Raw genomic sequence first — 14247 nt, 5'->3', positions numbered from 1 at the left:
GGTTTCGACCTTAGCCGTTCAGTTCCTTGTTGCGGGCGCGATGCGCGCGCAGGTTGGCCGGATTCCCGCAAGTCTTCAGCGAGTGCCACACCCCGCTGTTGTTCCGCGACCGATCGTAGAACGCCACCCGGCACCGCTCATTGCGACAACTCTTCAACCGCCGCCACGCGTCAACCTGCTGAGCACCCAGTACCTCCGCCAGCACCCGGGAGACGACGTACTCCGCCCCGCTGCCGCCGCCCCGCAACTCCACCACCCCATCCACCCCCAACACCAGCTCCGCCGCCGCACTCCGCGCGACGGCGAACGAAGCCGAAGCCGCTTCATCGTCGCGGGCAACGAGGCGTTGAAGATCGGCGCGAAAGGCGCGGAGCTGGTCCAAGTCCGTTGGGCTCAGCCCGGTTTCGCCGGGGATGACCTGGTTGAGCCAGTCCGCCGCCATGACTGGGTCGGCCAATAGATCCGGCTGGGCGCCGACTCCTTTGGTGTTGAGGAGGTCTTGCGCCAGGGCCAGACCGGCTGGGGCCGGGTCCAGGGCATAGCGGGTGGTGGCGGGCCAGGTCATTTGGCGAGGAGGGACAGGGCGCCGTACCAGAGCGGGCTCCGGTTGAGGCGGTCCGGATGGCGCTCGGTCATCTGGTCGTAGAACTCCTGTGCGGTCGGCTCCTCGGCGAGCAGTTTGGTCACGTCCTGAAGGTACTGCTTGGTCCGCTCGAGGATGATCGGGTCGTCCGGCAGGTCGCGGTTCTTGTGCCCGGCCACGACCCTGGTCGGCGCCAGCTTCATCACCTCGTCGAGCGCCGCGATCCACGCCTCGAAACCACCATTGGCGCCTTCGAGGATGTACTGATGGATGCCGTTGTAGGCAACGTCACCCGCGACCACCAGCCCGATCGACGGCACGTGCAGCACAGAGGTCTCGTCGGTGTCGGTGTGCCCGACCTCGATCGACCTCAGTACCTGACCTTCGAGCAGGATGCCCTCAGCCGGCATCGGCTCGGCGAGCACCGGCGTCAGCGGGATCTGCCCGGGGAAGAGCTTGTCCCACAACTGCTCCCGCCCCACCCCGGCCTGCTGATGCATCATCTCGATCGTGCCCGGCGTGGCGTAGGCGACGGCCCCCGGGAAGCGCTTCACCAACTCCCCCGTACCGAACCAGTGATCCCCGTGGCCGTGCGTCGCGTAGATCGCGATCAGCCGCTTCCCGGATCGCTCGATCCAGTCGCCCACCTGCTGGATGTGCTCGGTCAGGAACGGCGGGTCCACCAGTACCGCGTCCTCCGCGCCGTAGATCAGCGTCGTGGAGAGCGGGTTCCAGTAGAGCCGGTCGCCGTTCGGCATCCGCTGCTCACCTGAGCGCAGCGCGCTTGGACTGACGTGCACCTCGAAGGACAGCTCATTGGTCGCCATGCAATAACCGTAGCCATTTTACTTCTTTCAGGGAAGCTCAGGGGTCGATCTGGCTCATCAGCTCGGTGATCTCGCGGGCTCGGCCGAGCATCGCGGGGTCGACCATCCGGCCGTCGGGGAGGACGATCACGCCACCCTCCGTGAAGCCGGCCTTCTCCACCGCGGCCAGCAGCGCGGCGGCGTCGGCCACCTGGATCGCCGACGGCGTGAAGCACTCGACGATCGTGGCCAGTTGCCGTGGATGAATCGCCGTCCGCCCGACGAACCCCAGCGCGCGCCCCTCCAGAGACGTCCGCCGCAACCCGTCCCCATCGTTCACGTGCGGATAGACCGACATCATCGGCGCCCCGAGCCCGGCCGCACGCGAGGCCGATACCAACCGCCCCCGAGCCCACCCCAGCCCCTCCGGGCCGTCGACACCCAGGGAACTCGCCAGATCGGCCTCCCCCAACGCGACCGCCACCACCCGCGGATCAGCCGTCGCGATCTCGAACGCCCGCTCCAACCCCAGCGGCGACTCGATCAACGCCGTGATCCTTGCCGAAGGCACCTGCTCCAGCACGTGCCGGACATCGGCCGCGCTCTCCACCTTCGGCACCCGCACCCGCACAGCCGGTACTGCGGCCAGCGCCGCCAGGTCATCCTCGATCCACGGGCTCCCCGGCGCGTTCACCCGTACCTCGATCGGCGTCCGGCCGGTGAACGCCGCGATCCACGCGACCGCCCAACCCCGCGCGTCGGCCTTGTCGTCGACCGGCACCGCGTCCTCGAGATCGAACACCACCAGATCGGGGCCAGCGGCAACGGCCTTCGCGAACCGGTCCGGACGATTGGCCGGGACATAAAGGGCGGTCAACATCTAGACGACTCCGGCCTCGCGTAATGCGGCTAGTTGCTCGGGTGAGACCCCGATCTCGGCCAGTACTGCGTCGGTGTCGGCGCCGTGCGGGCGGCCGGCCCAGCGGATCGAGCCTGGTGATTCGGACAGCCGGAAGAGCACGTTCTGCATCTGTACCGGCCCGCCGAGCTCCTCGTCGTCGACCTCGACGATCGTGTTCAGCGCGGCGTACTGCGGATCCGTCATGATCCCGCGGATGTCGTGCACCGGTCCGACCGCGGCCTCGGCCTTCTCGAACGCGAGCATGACGTCGTCCAGGGGGCGCTCTCCGATCCAGCTGCCGACGGCATCGTCCAGCTCGTCCGAATGCTCAGCGCGCTCACGACCAGTCCCGAACCACGGCTGCGCGACGAGATCAGGCCGACCCACCAACGTGACAACGCGTTCGGCGATGCTCTGCGAGCTGGTCGAAACGGCCACCCAGCGACCATCGGCGGTCCGGTAGACGTTGCGCGGCGCGTTGTTCGACGAGCGGTTGCCGAGCCTCGGCTGGACATACCCGGTCTGCTGGTACGCCGTGATCCCACCGCCGAGCATCATCAGGATCGGCTCGATGATCGCCATGTCGATCACCTGCCCGGCCCCCGACTGATCGCGCTCTCTCAACGCGACCAGCACCGCGTACGCCGTCGCCAGCGCAGTGATCCCGTCGGCCAGCCCGAACGGCGGCAGCGTCGGCGGTCCCTCCGGCTCCCCCGTCACGGCCGCGAATCCACTCATTGCCTCAGCCAACGACCCGAAGCCAGGCCGGCTCGACCACGGCCCGACCTGACCGAACGCGGTCACCCGGGCAATCACCAGTCGCGGGTTCGCCGCCAGCAAGACATCGGGCCCCAACCCCCAACGCTCCAACGTGCCTGGCCGGAAGTTCTCCACCAGGACGTCGTTCGCGCGGACCAGGTCGAGGAACACCTCGCGCCCCTGGGACAGGTCGAGCGTCGCGAGCCGCTTGTTCCGGCCGAGCGTCTTGAACCACAGCCCGACGCCGTTCTTGCTCGTCCCGTGCCCCCGCGCCGCGTCGGGTCGCGAGGGGTGCTCGATCTTCGTCACGTCCGCGCCGAAATCGCCGAGGAACGTCGCCGCCAGCGGCCCCGCGAACAGCGTCGCCGCCTCCAGCACCCTCACGCCTTCGAGCGGCGCCGCCCTCACAGCGTCATCCCGCACACCGGAAACCGATGGTCTCGGAGCGATCCAGTCCGCCACCGGTGAGGACCAGCTTGAAGCTGACCTCCGGGTCCTGCGGTCCGCCGTCGGCGTACCAGTCGGAGCCCTCGGCAACGAAGTACGAGCCGCCCTTGAGGATGCAGAACCGGCTGCGGCCGTCGCGGTGCTCGCTCTCGGTCAGGTTCCAGACCAGCGGCTCGGCGCGGGTGAACCGGTCCAGTCCGGCCGCGGCTTGCCACTCGTCCTCAGTGGGCAATCGACCACCACGCCACACGGCATAAGCCCGGGCATCCGGCAGATCGACATACGTCACCGGCTGGTCCTCGGTGCCGGCCACAGGAGCCCCACCGATCCAGTGTGCGAGGAACCGGTTTGCCACCTTCGGCTTGTAGCCAGTCGCTTTCAGGAATTCCGCGTACTCCGCGTTGGTGACCTCACGAACAGCCACGGACACCCCAGAGAGCGCGACCTCACGCGTCACGGTCTGGATGTCGTGCAGGCGTGGCGGCAACGGCTTCCACTCCTCCACGTACGGCGCTTGGTCGTACAGCCCCGTCTCGCGCCGCCGGTGCCGAACCATCAGAGAGCGCTCCCCAGCCGGTACCTCGACCGTCTCCCCGATCATCGCCGGACCGGAGACCTCAGGCACCACAACCCGGACAGCCGGCGACATCGGGAACGCCGAGTCCTTCACGTGCGGCCGCGACATCGTGCCGAGCCGGCGCGCGGTCACCCGGCAGCCCTGCCCGGCCGTCGCACCGACCCGGACGATCCCGGCCACTCCGCGACCTGGTACGACCAGATGCACACCGTCGTCGTCGGCGGTGATCGGCACGCCCGACGTCACGTCGTACCAGTCGCCGACCTGATCCTCGGAACGCAGGGCGACGCCCTCGAAGTCCTCGTCGTCGCGGTTGATCAGCGTCCAGAAGGTGATGTCGGCCAGCTCGAAGCGCGACCCGAAGACGCCGTGCTCACGCGCCTTGTCCGGGATCTCGGGCGTCAGCGGGATCCAGTCGCCGCCGATCAGTACGGGCGAGAACGCTCTCTGGGCCGCGACCATCCGCCGCAGCGTCGCCCGGTCGCGCGCGTTCCAGCCGACCCAGGCCGAGAACACCGACTCCCAGACCAGGATGCCGACGCCGTTCACCCAGGCCGACTGCAGCTCATCGCTGTGGTCGCGGTTCCAGCGACGGGTGTGATGCATCATGTGCCGGCGCTCGAACAGGTGCGCGCGCAGGACACCGGGCGCCCGGGTGTCGCCGAACCACTGCGCCCAGGACAGTGCGTGGTCACTGATCCTTGCCAACGGCAACCGTGACTCACCTTCGAAGGCGATCGCGGGATTGGCCCGCTTCAACGGCCGGGTGAACGACGGATCGGCTTCCTTCAACGTGTCGAGAAAGGCGCCATCGGCCCCGAATTCGCCAACCAGGGCAGCGAATTCGTCCCCGTCGGGCCGCGCCGCGCGCCGAGTGCCGACATCCCACGGGTTGTAGTCGAAGAACACCTTCAGCCCGAGCTCGTGCAACTTGGCGACCAGTTCCTTCAGGCCCGGTACGTCGCGGTAGAAGTCGAACTGGTTGCGTGAATCGATCCCGATCACCGGGTACGCGTGCCACAGCACCACAGCGTCGTACCCACCGAAGTCGTCGATCCCGTGCTGGACGAACTTCTCCGACGTGAAGACGCCCGCGTCGACGTCGTACAACTGGTCGTCCCAGAGCCAGACGAGCGCCACCGAGTACGCCGTCTGGGTCCACTCGCGCCCGGGCACCTCGTAGTGCAGCCCACCGTCGTACGCCGTCCGGTCGTACGCACCCATCAACCACTCAGCGAGCTTGCCCCGCCAGCGCGGCAGATCGGTCGGGTCTTCGGGGGCGCCGAGGATCTTGGCGTCGTCGAGGAAGGCCAGATCCACCCGCAGGCCGAGATCGACCTTCGCGGGCTGATCGATCGGCCTGGGCTCGAGGGGGTTCACAGGTATACCTCCGCAAGGCGCGCGTCGATTACTTCCCCGTGAGGCACCGACGGGATCGCCCCCGCGGTTTGAACGCTCAGTGAAGCAGCAACGTTAGCGCGTCGGACCGCATTCGTCAGGTCGCGGGCTGTAGTTGATCCGGCAGCCAAGGTCGCCGCGAGCACTCCGCAGAAGGTGTCCCCCGCGGCGGTGGTGTCGACGACCTCGACCGACACGCCCGGGATACGAATTTCCTCGGCATCCCGGGACAAGATCACCGCCCCCTCGGCGCCGAGCGTGACCACGGCGGCGGGCACCCGGTCGAGCAGCGCGGAGAGCTTCGTACCGGCCACTGCCTCGGCTTCTGTCTCGTTCACGACGAGCAGATCGACGTGCGCGAGCAGCTCATCGGACAGCTCGGCCGCCGGGGCTGCGTTGAGGATGAAGTACGCGCTCTCCTCGGCTGCCGCCTGGACCGTGGCGAACGGGATCTCCAGTTGGGAAAGGACGATTTTCGCCTGGCCGATCACGGCCAGCGCCGCCGCCGAGAGCAACAGGTCGGCGTTGGCCGACGGCGCCACCACGATCGAGTTCTCGCCATCGGCGGCGACCGTGATGATCGCAGTACCGGTCGGATTGTCGGAGGTCGAGACGAGCGAGAGGTCTACTCCGGAGCCTTCGAGGGCGTGGCGCAGGAGGGCGCCACCGTCGTCCGCGCCGAGCGAGGCGACGAAGGCCGTCGAGGCGCCTGCGCGGGCCGCGGCGACCGCCTGGTTGGCGCCCTTGCCGCCGGGGCCGCGGGTCAGCCCACTCGCCAGGAGCGTCTCGCCGGGTCGTGGGATCCGCTGGACCGTTAGCACCAGGTCCACGTTCGCGCTGCCCACGACTACGACCTCAGCCACGCCGAGCCTCCACCTTCCGTTGTGCTGCCACCGTCCGTGCCGCCAGCTCGCTGATCGCTACCTGGCCCATCCCAGGAAGGCTGGTCGCCAGCCGGTCGTCGAGCGGTCCGGCCCACTCTGCCGGAACACCGAGCACCGCGCCAAGCACTGCACCGACCGTGGCGCCGGCCGAATCGGTGTCCCAGCCGCCCATCACCGCGCGGCCGATCCCGGTCGCAAAGTCGGGTGCCGTGAGCGCATACGCGGTGAGTGCGGAGTTGTTCACCGAGTGCACCCAATGGAGGTGCCCGTACCGCGCGTGCAACGCGTCCAGCGCATCATCCAGAGGCGCCTCGGCCAGGTCCAGCCCGAAGCACACGGCACGCGCGATCTCGCTGTCGACGGAGATCGCCTCCAGCCCAGCCTCCGCAACCGCGATCGGGTCGTCCAGCACCATCGCCGCAGCCGACATCGCGGCCACCCAGATCGCGCCGTCCATACCCGCACCCGTATGACTCAACCGCGCGTCAGCCAGCGCCAGCCGCGCGGCGGCGCTCCGGTCCCCCGGGTTCACCCAGCCATACACATCGGTCCGGATCTGCGCCCCGATCCACTCCCGGAACGGATTCCGCACAAGTGCGGCTCGCAACGGATCCACCCCGTCGAGCAGGTTCCGGTAGGCCACCCGCTCAGCCGTGAACACCCGCCCCGCGGGCAGATCGCTGAGCCAAGCCGCCGCCACGTCCTCGGTGGTCAGCTCACCGCCGTGCCGCTCCACCAGTTGCAAGGCCAGGATCGCAAAGTTCAGGTCGTCGTCTTCGGGCATCCCGTCGATGACCTCACGAAGGCTCGTCGGCTTCGATCGCCGGTTCCACGGCCACCGCCCGAGCACCTCCTCCGGCACCCCGGCCGCAGTCACATACTGCGCCAACGGCCACTGCCCGGAGCTCTGCAGAATCTCCCGAATCCCCTCCCGGGGAATCTTCTCGACGGGCTTCCCCAAGAGGTTGCCGGCCGCCCGGCCGAGCCAGGCGTTCAGCACTCGCCCGTCCTTGGCGGCACCCAGCAACGGGAGCTGCGGGATCTCCGGTGGCACCCATCCGGCGAAGTGGGTGTCCAGTTCCTCCAGGAGCTCGCGGGCCAGCGCTCGCAGCTCCGGTGGAGCCGGTTTGTCGGACGCACCCGAGACGGGCGCGGTCGTAGTACCGCCTGCTGATTGCCAGCGGTCGGCGACGTCGGTGACGTCGACGCCCTCGGCTGCGGATTGGACCAATTGGTGCGGGAGGAGGTCCTCCGGTTGCACCCAGGTCAGTCTCATCGGGTCAGTCTCTCCAACGTTTCACTCCGATGGGTGAAGCGACGTGTGTCGGCCTCGTGCAAGTCCGTCGCCACCGATGCCATCACCCGTCCCGGCTCTTCCAGGTCCGTCTTGCTCGCCTCGGCGATCGTCGCCGCCCACTCGGCCGGTACGCCGCCCGCGCCCGTGCCGTTCAGGGCACCCGTGATCGCCCCCGCCATCGACGCGATCGAGTCGGCGTCGCGCCCGTAGTTCGTGCCGCCCAGCACGGCTTCCCGAACATTCCCGCCGGAGACCAGGACGAAACCCAGCGCGACCGGCAATTCCTCGATCGCCTTCGTCCGGCTCGGCCGGCGCGCATCGAGCGATTGATTCCGGTACTCCGGCCCGACGGTGTCGAACGGCTCCACCGCCCTCCGCAGTACCGGGATCGCCGACTCCCAATCCGTCAGCCCGTCGGCCGCCTCAGCCACCGCCTCGACCGCCGAACGCGTGCCGTCCTTGGCCAGCGCGAGGGCAGCCGCGACCGCCGACGAAGCCGTTGCCTCAGGCATCATCGCGGCCGCCACCGCCGCCGCGAGCACGCCGGCAGCCTCGCGCCCATAGCTCGACTGATGCGCACCAGCGAGATCGATCGCCTCCGCGTAGGCCCCGGCGGGATCGCCGGCATTGGCGATTCCGACCGGTGCCACATACATCGCCGCGCCACAGTTCACGATGTTCCCGACGCCGGCCTCACGCGGATCGATGTGGCCGTAGTGCAACCGGGCCACCAGCCACTTCTCGGCGAGGAAGACGCGCTGCAGCAGCAACGCCTCGGTCTCCAGCTCCGGGATCCAGCGCTTCTCGGTCAGCAGCTTCGGTACCAGCGACTCGGCGATCGCGTACGCGTCCAGGTGCTCGCGGAGCTCGTCGTACACCTCGACCAGCGCGTGCGTCATCAACGTGTCGTCGGTGATGTGCCCATCGCCCTTGTGGTACGGCGCGATCGGGCGCGCGTTGCGCCAGTCGTCGTACCACGGGCCGACGATGCCGGTCACCCAGCCGCCGTGCCGTTCCCGGATCGCCTCCGGGGTCCAGCCCTCGACGGCCCCGCCGATCGCGTCACCGACCGCCGAGCCGACGAGGACTCCTACCGACTTGTCTTCGAGTGCTGACATCAGCTGTTGACCTGCCCCCAACCATCGTTCAACTTCTTGCCCAAGCCCGCCAGATCGATCTTGTTCGCGAGGAACTCCTGCAACGCCGGAGTCGCGATCTGGTCCTTCCACTTCGGGTAGTTCTCGACGCTCTGGAACGGCGCCTTGGTCAGCTGCTCACCGCTGGCCAGCGTCTGGGTCCAGCCGTTCTTGCCGCCGGTCGCCTTCTCGATCGCGTCCCGGGCCGCCTGCGTGGTCGGGATCAGCCAGTCACCCTGCCCGACCGCGGCCAGGTTGTCGGCCTTCATGAAGTAGTCGATGAACTGCGCGGCCTGCTTGATGTGTTTGCCCTCGGCCGGCACCGACAGCGTCTGCGGGTTCGCGGCCTGCTTCTCCGACGTGCCCTTCAGCGGCGGCAGTACCTCCCACTGGAAGCCCTTCGGCGCCTGCTCGACGATCTGCTGCGCGGCATAGTTGCCGCCGACAATCATCGCGTACTTGCCACCGAAGAAGCCCGGCAAGACGTCGGATCCGCTCTGCGTCAGCGACGTCGGGTCGATCGACTTGTCGGTGTAGGCCATCGCGTGGATCCGCTTCGGCACCTCGAGCTCAGCGTCGCCGATCTTCGCCTTCGCGTCCCGGCCGGTGCCCTCGAAGAAGGCGCCGTCGAAGTTCATCCCCAGGTTCAGCACGGTCGCGGTCGGGCTCTTCAGCCCCCAGCCGAGGCCGTACTTGCCACCGGTGGTGAGCTTCTTGGCGTTCGCCTGCAGGTCGTCCCAGCTGAGCGAGTCGCCCGTGGTCGCGATGCCGGCCTGCTTGAGCAATGCGGTGTTGCCGAACACGACGTACGACTGCAGCAAGGTCGGCGCGGCGAACACCTTGCCGTCGCTGGAGACCGTGTCCCAGACGCCCTGCGAGACGGCGTCCTTCGTCTCCTGACTCAGGTACTGCGACAGGTCGGCGAGGTACCCCTGGTTCGCGAAGCCGGTGATGTCGGCGGACTCGTCCTGGATCACGTCGGGCGCCGTGCTGCCCTGGAACTGGGTGACGAGCTGGTCGTGCACGGAGTCCCAGCTGCCCTGGACGTACTCGACCTGGATGTTCGGGTTGGCCGCGTTCCAGTCCGCGACGATCTTCTTGGTCGCGGCGACGGTGGTCTTCTGGAAGGCGAGGCTCTGGAACTTCAGCGTCACCTTCTCGGTGGAACCACCATCACCGGATCCGCTGTCGTCGTTGCCACCACAGGCCGCGAGCGTCACCAGAGCACTCGCCGCCAGCAGGGCGATCAGGGGTTTTCTGAACATGTTTCTCTCCTAGCCCTCTACTCCGTTTTCTCTGTTTCTTGGTTCTTAGTTCTCAGTTCTTTCAGCCCTTGACAGCGCCGCTCAACAGACCGGAGGTCAGCCGGCGCTGCAGGAAAGCGAAGAAAACCAGGCTCGGCACGGTGGCCAGGACGGACGCGGCCGCGAGTGGCCCGAACTGGACCTGGCCCTCGGCGCCGACGAAGCGGGCGAGTACCAGCGGTAGCGTCTTCAGTTGCGGGTCCTGCAACAGGACCAGGGCGAAGAAGAACTCGTTCCACGCCGAGATGAAGGTGAACATGGCGGTCGCGATCAGCCCCGGCCGCAGCAACGGCATCACGATCGACACGATCGTGCGGACCCGGCTCGCGCCGTCGACGGACGCCGCCTCCTCCAGTTCACGCGGCACCGCGGCGACGTACCCCTGCAGCATCCAGAGCGCGAACGGCATCGACCAGACCATATAGACGATCACCACGCCGGGGATCGTGTTGGTCAGGTGCAGCGGCCGCAGGATCATGAACAGCGGGATCACGATCAAGATCACCGGGAACACCTGGCTCACCAGGATCCAGCCGTTCGTGATCGGCCGGAGCCGGCTGCGGAACCGCGCGAGAGCGTAGGCGACCGGGAGAGAAACGATCAGCACCAGCACCGTGGACGCGACCGAGATCTGCAGGCTGTTCCACATCGAGTGGACCAGGCCCTGTTCTCTCAGCGCATCGGTGTAGTTCGACAGGTCCGGGTGCTTGGGCAGGATCGACGGGGTGATGCTCGCGAACTCCCGCGGCGACTTCAGCGAACTCGAGATCAGCCAGAGCAACGGGAAACCGAGGAAGATCAGGTAGCAGATCACCGCGACGTACTGCGCCGCGCGGGCCGCCGGTCGCGTTCTCATGCTTCGCTCCTCAGCCGGTTCCGGAGGTAGAACGCGAGGAACACGATGATGATCACGACCATCACGTCACCCATCGCGGCCGCCATCCCGAAGTTGCCGTAGCGGAAGGCCTCGTTGTAGGCGAACAGCATCGGCAGCATCGTCTTGCCACCCGGACCGCCCGCGGTGAGCACGTAGACCAGGCCGAACGAGTTGAAGTTCCAGATCATGTCCAGACTCGTGATCGCGACGATCACCGTCCTGAGCTGCGGCAGCGTGATGTTCCAGAACTGCGACCACGCTCCGGCACCGTCGACCGCGGCAGCCTCGTACAGCGATCTGTCGATGCTCTGAAGGCCGGCCAGCAGAGTCACGGTCGTCATCGGCATGCCGACCCAGATCCCGACCACGATGACCGCCGGCAGCGCGGTACTGAAGTCGCCGAGGAAGTTGATCGGGTGGTCGGTCAGGTGCAGGTTCTGCAGGATCTCGTTGACCGGGCCGTTGGTGGGGTGCAGCAGCAGCCGCCACATGATCGCGACGACCACCGGCGGCATCGCCCACGGGATCAGCGCGAGCGTTCTCGCGACGCCGCGAAAGCGGAGATCGGTGTTCAGCAGCAGCGCCAGACCGAGAGCGGCGACGAACTGCAGGATCGTCACCGAGAGAGTCCAGATCAGGCCGATCTTGAACGAGTCCCAGAACAGCCCGTTGTGCAGCAGCTTGCCGAAGTTGCCGAAGCCGATGAAGCTCGTGTCGACGTTGAGCCCGGCGCGTGCGTCGGTGAAGCCGAGCGCGATCCCGCGCACCAGCGGATAGACGCTCAGCAGCAGGACGGGTAGCAGCGCCGGCAGGAACAGGAAGATCGCCTCCCGGTTCTGCCGCGGCTTCTTCGGCGTCGTCGCCAGCGTCGCCGCGCTCATGGCGTCGACCTCCGGATACTCAGCGTCGGCTGGACCACGATCCGCCGCGGCGTCCGGGTGGCATCCTCGATCCTTGCCAACAGCAACTCGGCGGCCCGGCGGCCCCGCTCGGCCGACCCGAGGTTGACACTCGTCAGCGGCGGGAACGACTGCTCGGCCAGCTCACTGTCATCCATCCCGATCACCGCGACGTCATCCGGTACTACGAGGTCGACGGCGGCAAGCTCGTGCATCAGCCCGACCGCCAGCAGGTCATTCGCCGCGATCACCGCGTCGGGAGCAGCAGCCCGCGCCTTCGCGGTCGACGCGCCATTGCTGCCGGCAACAGACGACAGCAGCTCGCGCCCGGCCTCACGTCCCGCTGCGAAGGTGAAGTCGACCGCCTCGACCTCGGCCACCGGACGCAGACCGTTCGCCTTCATCGCGTCGGCGAAGCCCTTCGCCCGGGCCGTGCCGGGAACCGTGTCGACCGGGCCGTTGACGAAGGCGATCCGCTTGCGTCCCTTGGCCAGCAGGTGTTCGACCGCGAGCAACATGCCCTTGGGCGAGTTCGCGCGGACGGTGTCGACGCCGGCGGAGGCCGGCACGTTGCCGGCGACGACCACCGGTACGTCGCACTCACGGATCGACTTGATCAGGTCGTCGTCCACCCGCAGCGGGCTGATCACCAGGCCGTCGGCGTACCCGCGAGCCATCCCCCGGACCAGCGCGACCTCGTCGACGACATCGGGCCCGGTCGTGGTCACCACCAGCCGGTACCCCGCGGCGGAGACGACCTCCTCGACCGCGCGCATCATCGTCACGTACACGGGGTTACCGACGTCGGCCACGGCCAGGGTCAGCTGGAAGGTCCGCCCGACCTTGAGTGATCGTGCTCTGGAGTCGGGCACATAGCCGAGCTCCTCCACCGCGCGCTGGACCCGCTCGACCATCTCCTCGGTCGCGGGCAGCCCGTTCAGCACACGCGACACCGAGGCCACCGAAACTCCGGCGGTTCGTGCCACTCCCGCGATCGTCGGCCGGCTCACGCAGCCTCCTGTAATCGTTCTTGTAATCGTTTACAGAACAGACTGTAGGACGCCGCGCAAACACCGTCAACACCGGACCACGCTGTCACCTGGTCCGCACTCCGGGCAACCACCGCCGCCCGCCATGTGGGACACGGCCGGCGACCCCTGTTAAGTCAACTAGTCTCATCGACTTAGTAGCCCATGGAGAACCCGTACTCACCCGCCAGGAGCCCCGATGACTCTGACCTTCCACTGGTTCCTGCCGACCTCCGGCGACTCCCGCAACATCACCGGCGGCGGGCACGGTGCCGAGGTGGTGCATCGCGACCGGCGGGTGACGACGAGATACCTGCGGCAGATCGTCACGGCCGCCGAGGAGCTCGGCTTCGAGGGTGCGCTGACACCGACCGGGCTGTGGTGCGACGATGCCTGGCTCTCGACGGCTTCGTTGCTCGATTCAACGGATCGGCTGAAGTTCCTGGTCGCGTTCCGGCCCGGTCTGCTGTCGCCGACGCTGGCCGCGCAGATGGCGACGACCTTCCAGAACCAGTCGGGCGGCCGGCTGCTGCTCAACGTGGTGACCGGTGGCGAACCCGCCGAGCAGAAGGCATTCGGGGACTTCCTGAGCAAGGACGAGCGGTACCAGCGGACCGACGAGTTCCTGGCGATCGTGCGCAAGTTGTGGGACCACGGTGACCCGTTCGACTTCCAGGGCCAGCACTTGCGGGTCGAGCAGGCGCGACTGGTGACGGTGCCCGACCCAGTGCCGCCGATCTACTTCGGCGGCTCGTCTGCGGCCGCCGGACCAGTTGCCGCGGCCCGCAGCGACGTCTACCTGACCTGGGGCGAGCCGCCTGCTGCCGTCGCGGAGAAGCTCACCTGGATCCGCAAGCTGGCCGCCGAGGCGGGCCGGACCGTCCGCTTCGGCATCCGGCTGCACGTGATCACCCGCGACACCTCCGAGGACGCGTGGCGCGAGGCCCGCCGGCTCCTCGCAGCCCTCCCACCCGAGACGATCGCCAAGGTCCAGGAAGGCCTGCACAGGAGTGAGTCGGAGGGACAGAAGCGGATGCTCTCCCTGCACGGAGGCAGCGCCCAGGACCTGGAGATCTACCCGAACCTCTGGGCCGGCGTCGGCCTCGCTCGAGGTGGTGCCGGCACCGCCCTGGTCGGCAGCCACGACGAGGTCGCCGACCGCATCAAGGAATACGCCGCCGTAGGCATCGAAGAGTTCATCTTCTCCGGCTACCCCCACCTGGAAGAGGCCTACTGGTTCGGCGAGTCAGTGCTCCCCCGCCTCGAACGCGACGGCCTCTGGACCCGCCCCGGCGGAACCCTCCCCACCCCCGACCCCGCAGTCCCGTTCGCCATCTGACCCCCGTGGCGG

Annotated in this window: 13 protein-coding genes; 1 reads left to right on the top strand and 12 read right to left on the bottom strand. The window is 68.0% G+C overall.

The annotated features are described in order from the left end of the window. Window positions 1-10: 10 nt before the first annotated feature. From G3I17_RS00740 to G3I17_RS00685, 12 genes are all read right to left on the bottom strand, one after another. Window positions 11-565 carry a CGNR zinc finger domain-containing protein gene (locus G3I17_RS00740; RefSeq protein WP_164592869.1) on the bottom strand — a complete coding sequence of 185 codons (555 nt, stop codon included), beginning with the start codon at window positions 563-565 and terminating at the stop codon, window positions 11-13. Continuing rightward, window positions 562-1410 (bottom strand): MBL fold metallo-hydrolase, encoded by an 849-nt coding sequence (locus G3I17_RS00735; RefSeq protein WP_164592867.1) that lies wholly within the window; start codon window positions 1408-1410, stop codon window positions 562-564. Before G3I17_RS00735 ends, G3I17_RS00740 begins: the two co-directional genes overlap by 4 nt. Before the next feature lie 37 nt (window positions 1411-1447). After that, window positions 1448-2269 carry a CoA ester lyase gene (locus G3I17_RS00730; RefSeq protein WP_164592865.1) on the bottom strand — a complete coding sequence of 274 codons (822 nt, stop codon included), beginning with the start codon at window positions 2267-2269 and terminating at the stop codon, window positions 1448-1450. After that, window positions 2270-3457: a CoA transferase gene (locus tag G3I17_RS00725; RefSeq protein ID WP_164592863.1), complete on the bottom strand. Its 1188-nt coding sequence runs from the start codon at window positions 3455-3457 to the stop codon at window positions 2270-2272. Between the two features lie 4 nt (window positions 3458-3461). Then, window positions 3462-5453, bottom strand: coding sequence for an SUMF1/EgtB/PvdO family nonheme iron enzyme (locus G3I17_RS41950; RefSeq protein ID WP_164592861.1), 1992 nt, complete (start codon window positions 5451-5453; stop codon window positions 3462-3464). Next, window positions 5450-6334, bottom strand: coding sequence for a ribokinase (locus G3I17_RS00715; RefSeq protein ID WP_164592858.1), 885 nt, complete (start codon window positions 6332-6334; stop codon window positions 5450-5452). Before G3I17_RS00715 ends, G3I17_RS41950 begins: the two co-directional genes overlap by 4 nt. After that, on the bottom strand, window positions 6327-7631 hold the full coding sequence (locus G3I17_RS00710) for an ADP-ribosylglycohydrolase family protein (protein WP_164592857.1): 1305 nt from the start codon (window positions 7629-7631) through the stop codon (window positions 6327-6329). The genes G3I17_RS00715 and G3I17_RS00710 overlap by 8 nt, the downstream gene beginning before the upstream one ends. Then, complete coding sequence (locus G3I17_RS00705) at window positions 7628-8770, bottom strand: ADP-ribosylglycohydrolase family protein (protein WP_164592855.1); 1143 nt, start codon at window positions 8768-8770, stop codon at window positions 7628-7630. Before G3I17_RS00705 ends, G3I17_RS00710 begins: the two co-directional genes overlap by 4 nt. Beyond that, window positions 8770-10053, bottom strand: a complete 1284-nt coding sequence (locus tag G3I17_RS00700) for an extracellular solute-binding protein (protein WP_164592853.1) — start codon at window positions 10051-10053, stop codon at window positions 8770-8772. The genes G3I17_RS00705 and G3I17_RS00700 overlap by 1 nt, the downstream gene beginning before the upstream one ends. A 61-nt stretch (window positions 10054-10114) precedes the next feature. Continuing rightward, window positions 10115-10948: a carbohydrate ABC transporter permease gene (locus G3I17_RS00695; protein ID WP_164592851.1), complete on the bottom strand. Its 834-nt coding sequence runs from the start codon at window positions 10946-10948 to the stop codon at window positions 10115-10117. Next, window positions 10945-11850 (bottom strand): sugar ABC transporter permease, encoded by a 906-nt coding sequence (locus G3I17_RS00690; RefSeq protein WP_164592849.1) that lies wholly within the window; start codon window positions 11848-11850, stop codon window positions 10945-10947. The genes G3I17_RS00695 and G3I17_RS00690 overlap by 4 nt, the downstream gene beginning before the upstream one ends. Further along, window positions 11847-12878, bottom strand: coding sequence for a LacI family DNA-binding transcriptional regulator (locus G3I17_RS00685; protein ID WP_164592847.1), 1032 nt, complete (start codon window positions 12876-12878; stop codon window positions 11847-11849). Before G3I17_RS00685 ends, G3I17_RS00690 begins: the two co-directional genes overlap by 4 nt. Before the next feature lie 217 nt (window positions 12879-13095). On the opposite strand from G3I17_RS00685, the gene G3I17_RS00680 reads away from it, so the two are divergent. After that, window positions 13096-14235 carry an LLM class flavin-dependent oxidoreductase gene (locus G3I17_RS00680; protein ID WP_164592845.1) on the top strand — a complete coding sequence of 380 codons (1140 nt, stop codon included), beginning with the start codon at window positions 13096-13098 and terminating at the stop codon, window positions 14233-14235. The last annotated feature ends 12 nt before the right edge of the window (window positions 14236-14247 follow it).

Source organism: Streptomyces sp. SID13031 (assembly GCF_010548305.1).
Taxonomy (GTDB): Bacteria; Actinomycetota; Actinomycetes; order Propionibacteriales; family Kribbellaceae; genus Kribbella.
Note: the sequence above shows the minus strand (reverse complement) of the source record. Positions and strands in the feature narration are given on the sequence as shown.

Excerpts from the sequence above, each read along its gene's own strand:
- G3I17_RS00700 (WP_164592853.1), bottom strand. The coding sequence starts at position 10,053 with ATGTTCAGAAAACCCCTGATCGCCCTGCTGGCGGCGAGTGCTCTGGTG.
- G3I17_RS00680 (WP_164592845.1), top strand. The coding sequence starts at position 13,096 with ATGACTCTGACCTTCCACTGGTTCCTGCCGACCTCCGGCGACTCCCGC.
- G3I17_RS00690 (WP_164592849.1), bottom strand. The coding sequence starts at position 11,850 with ATGAGCGCGGCGACGCTGGCGACGACGCCGAAGAAGCCGCGGCAGAAC.
- G3I17_RS00695 (WP_164592851.1), bottom strand. The coding sequence starts at position 10,948 with ATGAGAACGCGACCGGCGGCCCGCGCGGCGCAGTACGTCGCGGTGATC.
- G3I17_RS00735 (WP_164592867.1), bottom strand. The coding sequence starts at position 1,410 with ATGGCGACCAATGAGCTGTCCTTCGAGGTGCACGTCAGTCCAAGCGCG.
- G3I17_RS00740 (WP_164592869.1), bottom strand. The coding sequence starts at position 565 with ATGACCTGGCCCGCCACCACCCGCTATGCCCTGGACCCGGCCCCAGCC.
- G3I17_RS00705 (WP_164592855.1), bottom strand. The coding sequence starts at position 8,770 with ATGTCAGCACTCGAAGACAAGTCGGTAGGAGTCCTCGTCGGCTCGGCG.
- G3I17_RS00730 (WP_164592865.1), bottom strand. The coding sequence starts at position 2,269 with ATGTTGACCGCCCTTTATGTCCCGGCCAATCGTCCGGACCGGTTCGCG.
- G3I17_RS00710 (WP_164592857.1), bottom strand. The coding sequence starts at position 7,631 with ATGAGACTGACCTGGGTGCAACCGGAGGACCTCCTCCCGCACCAATTG.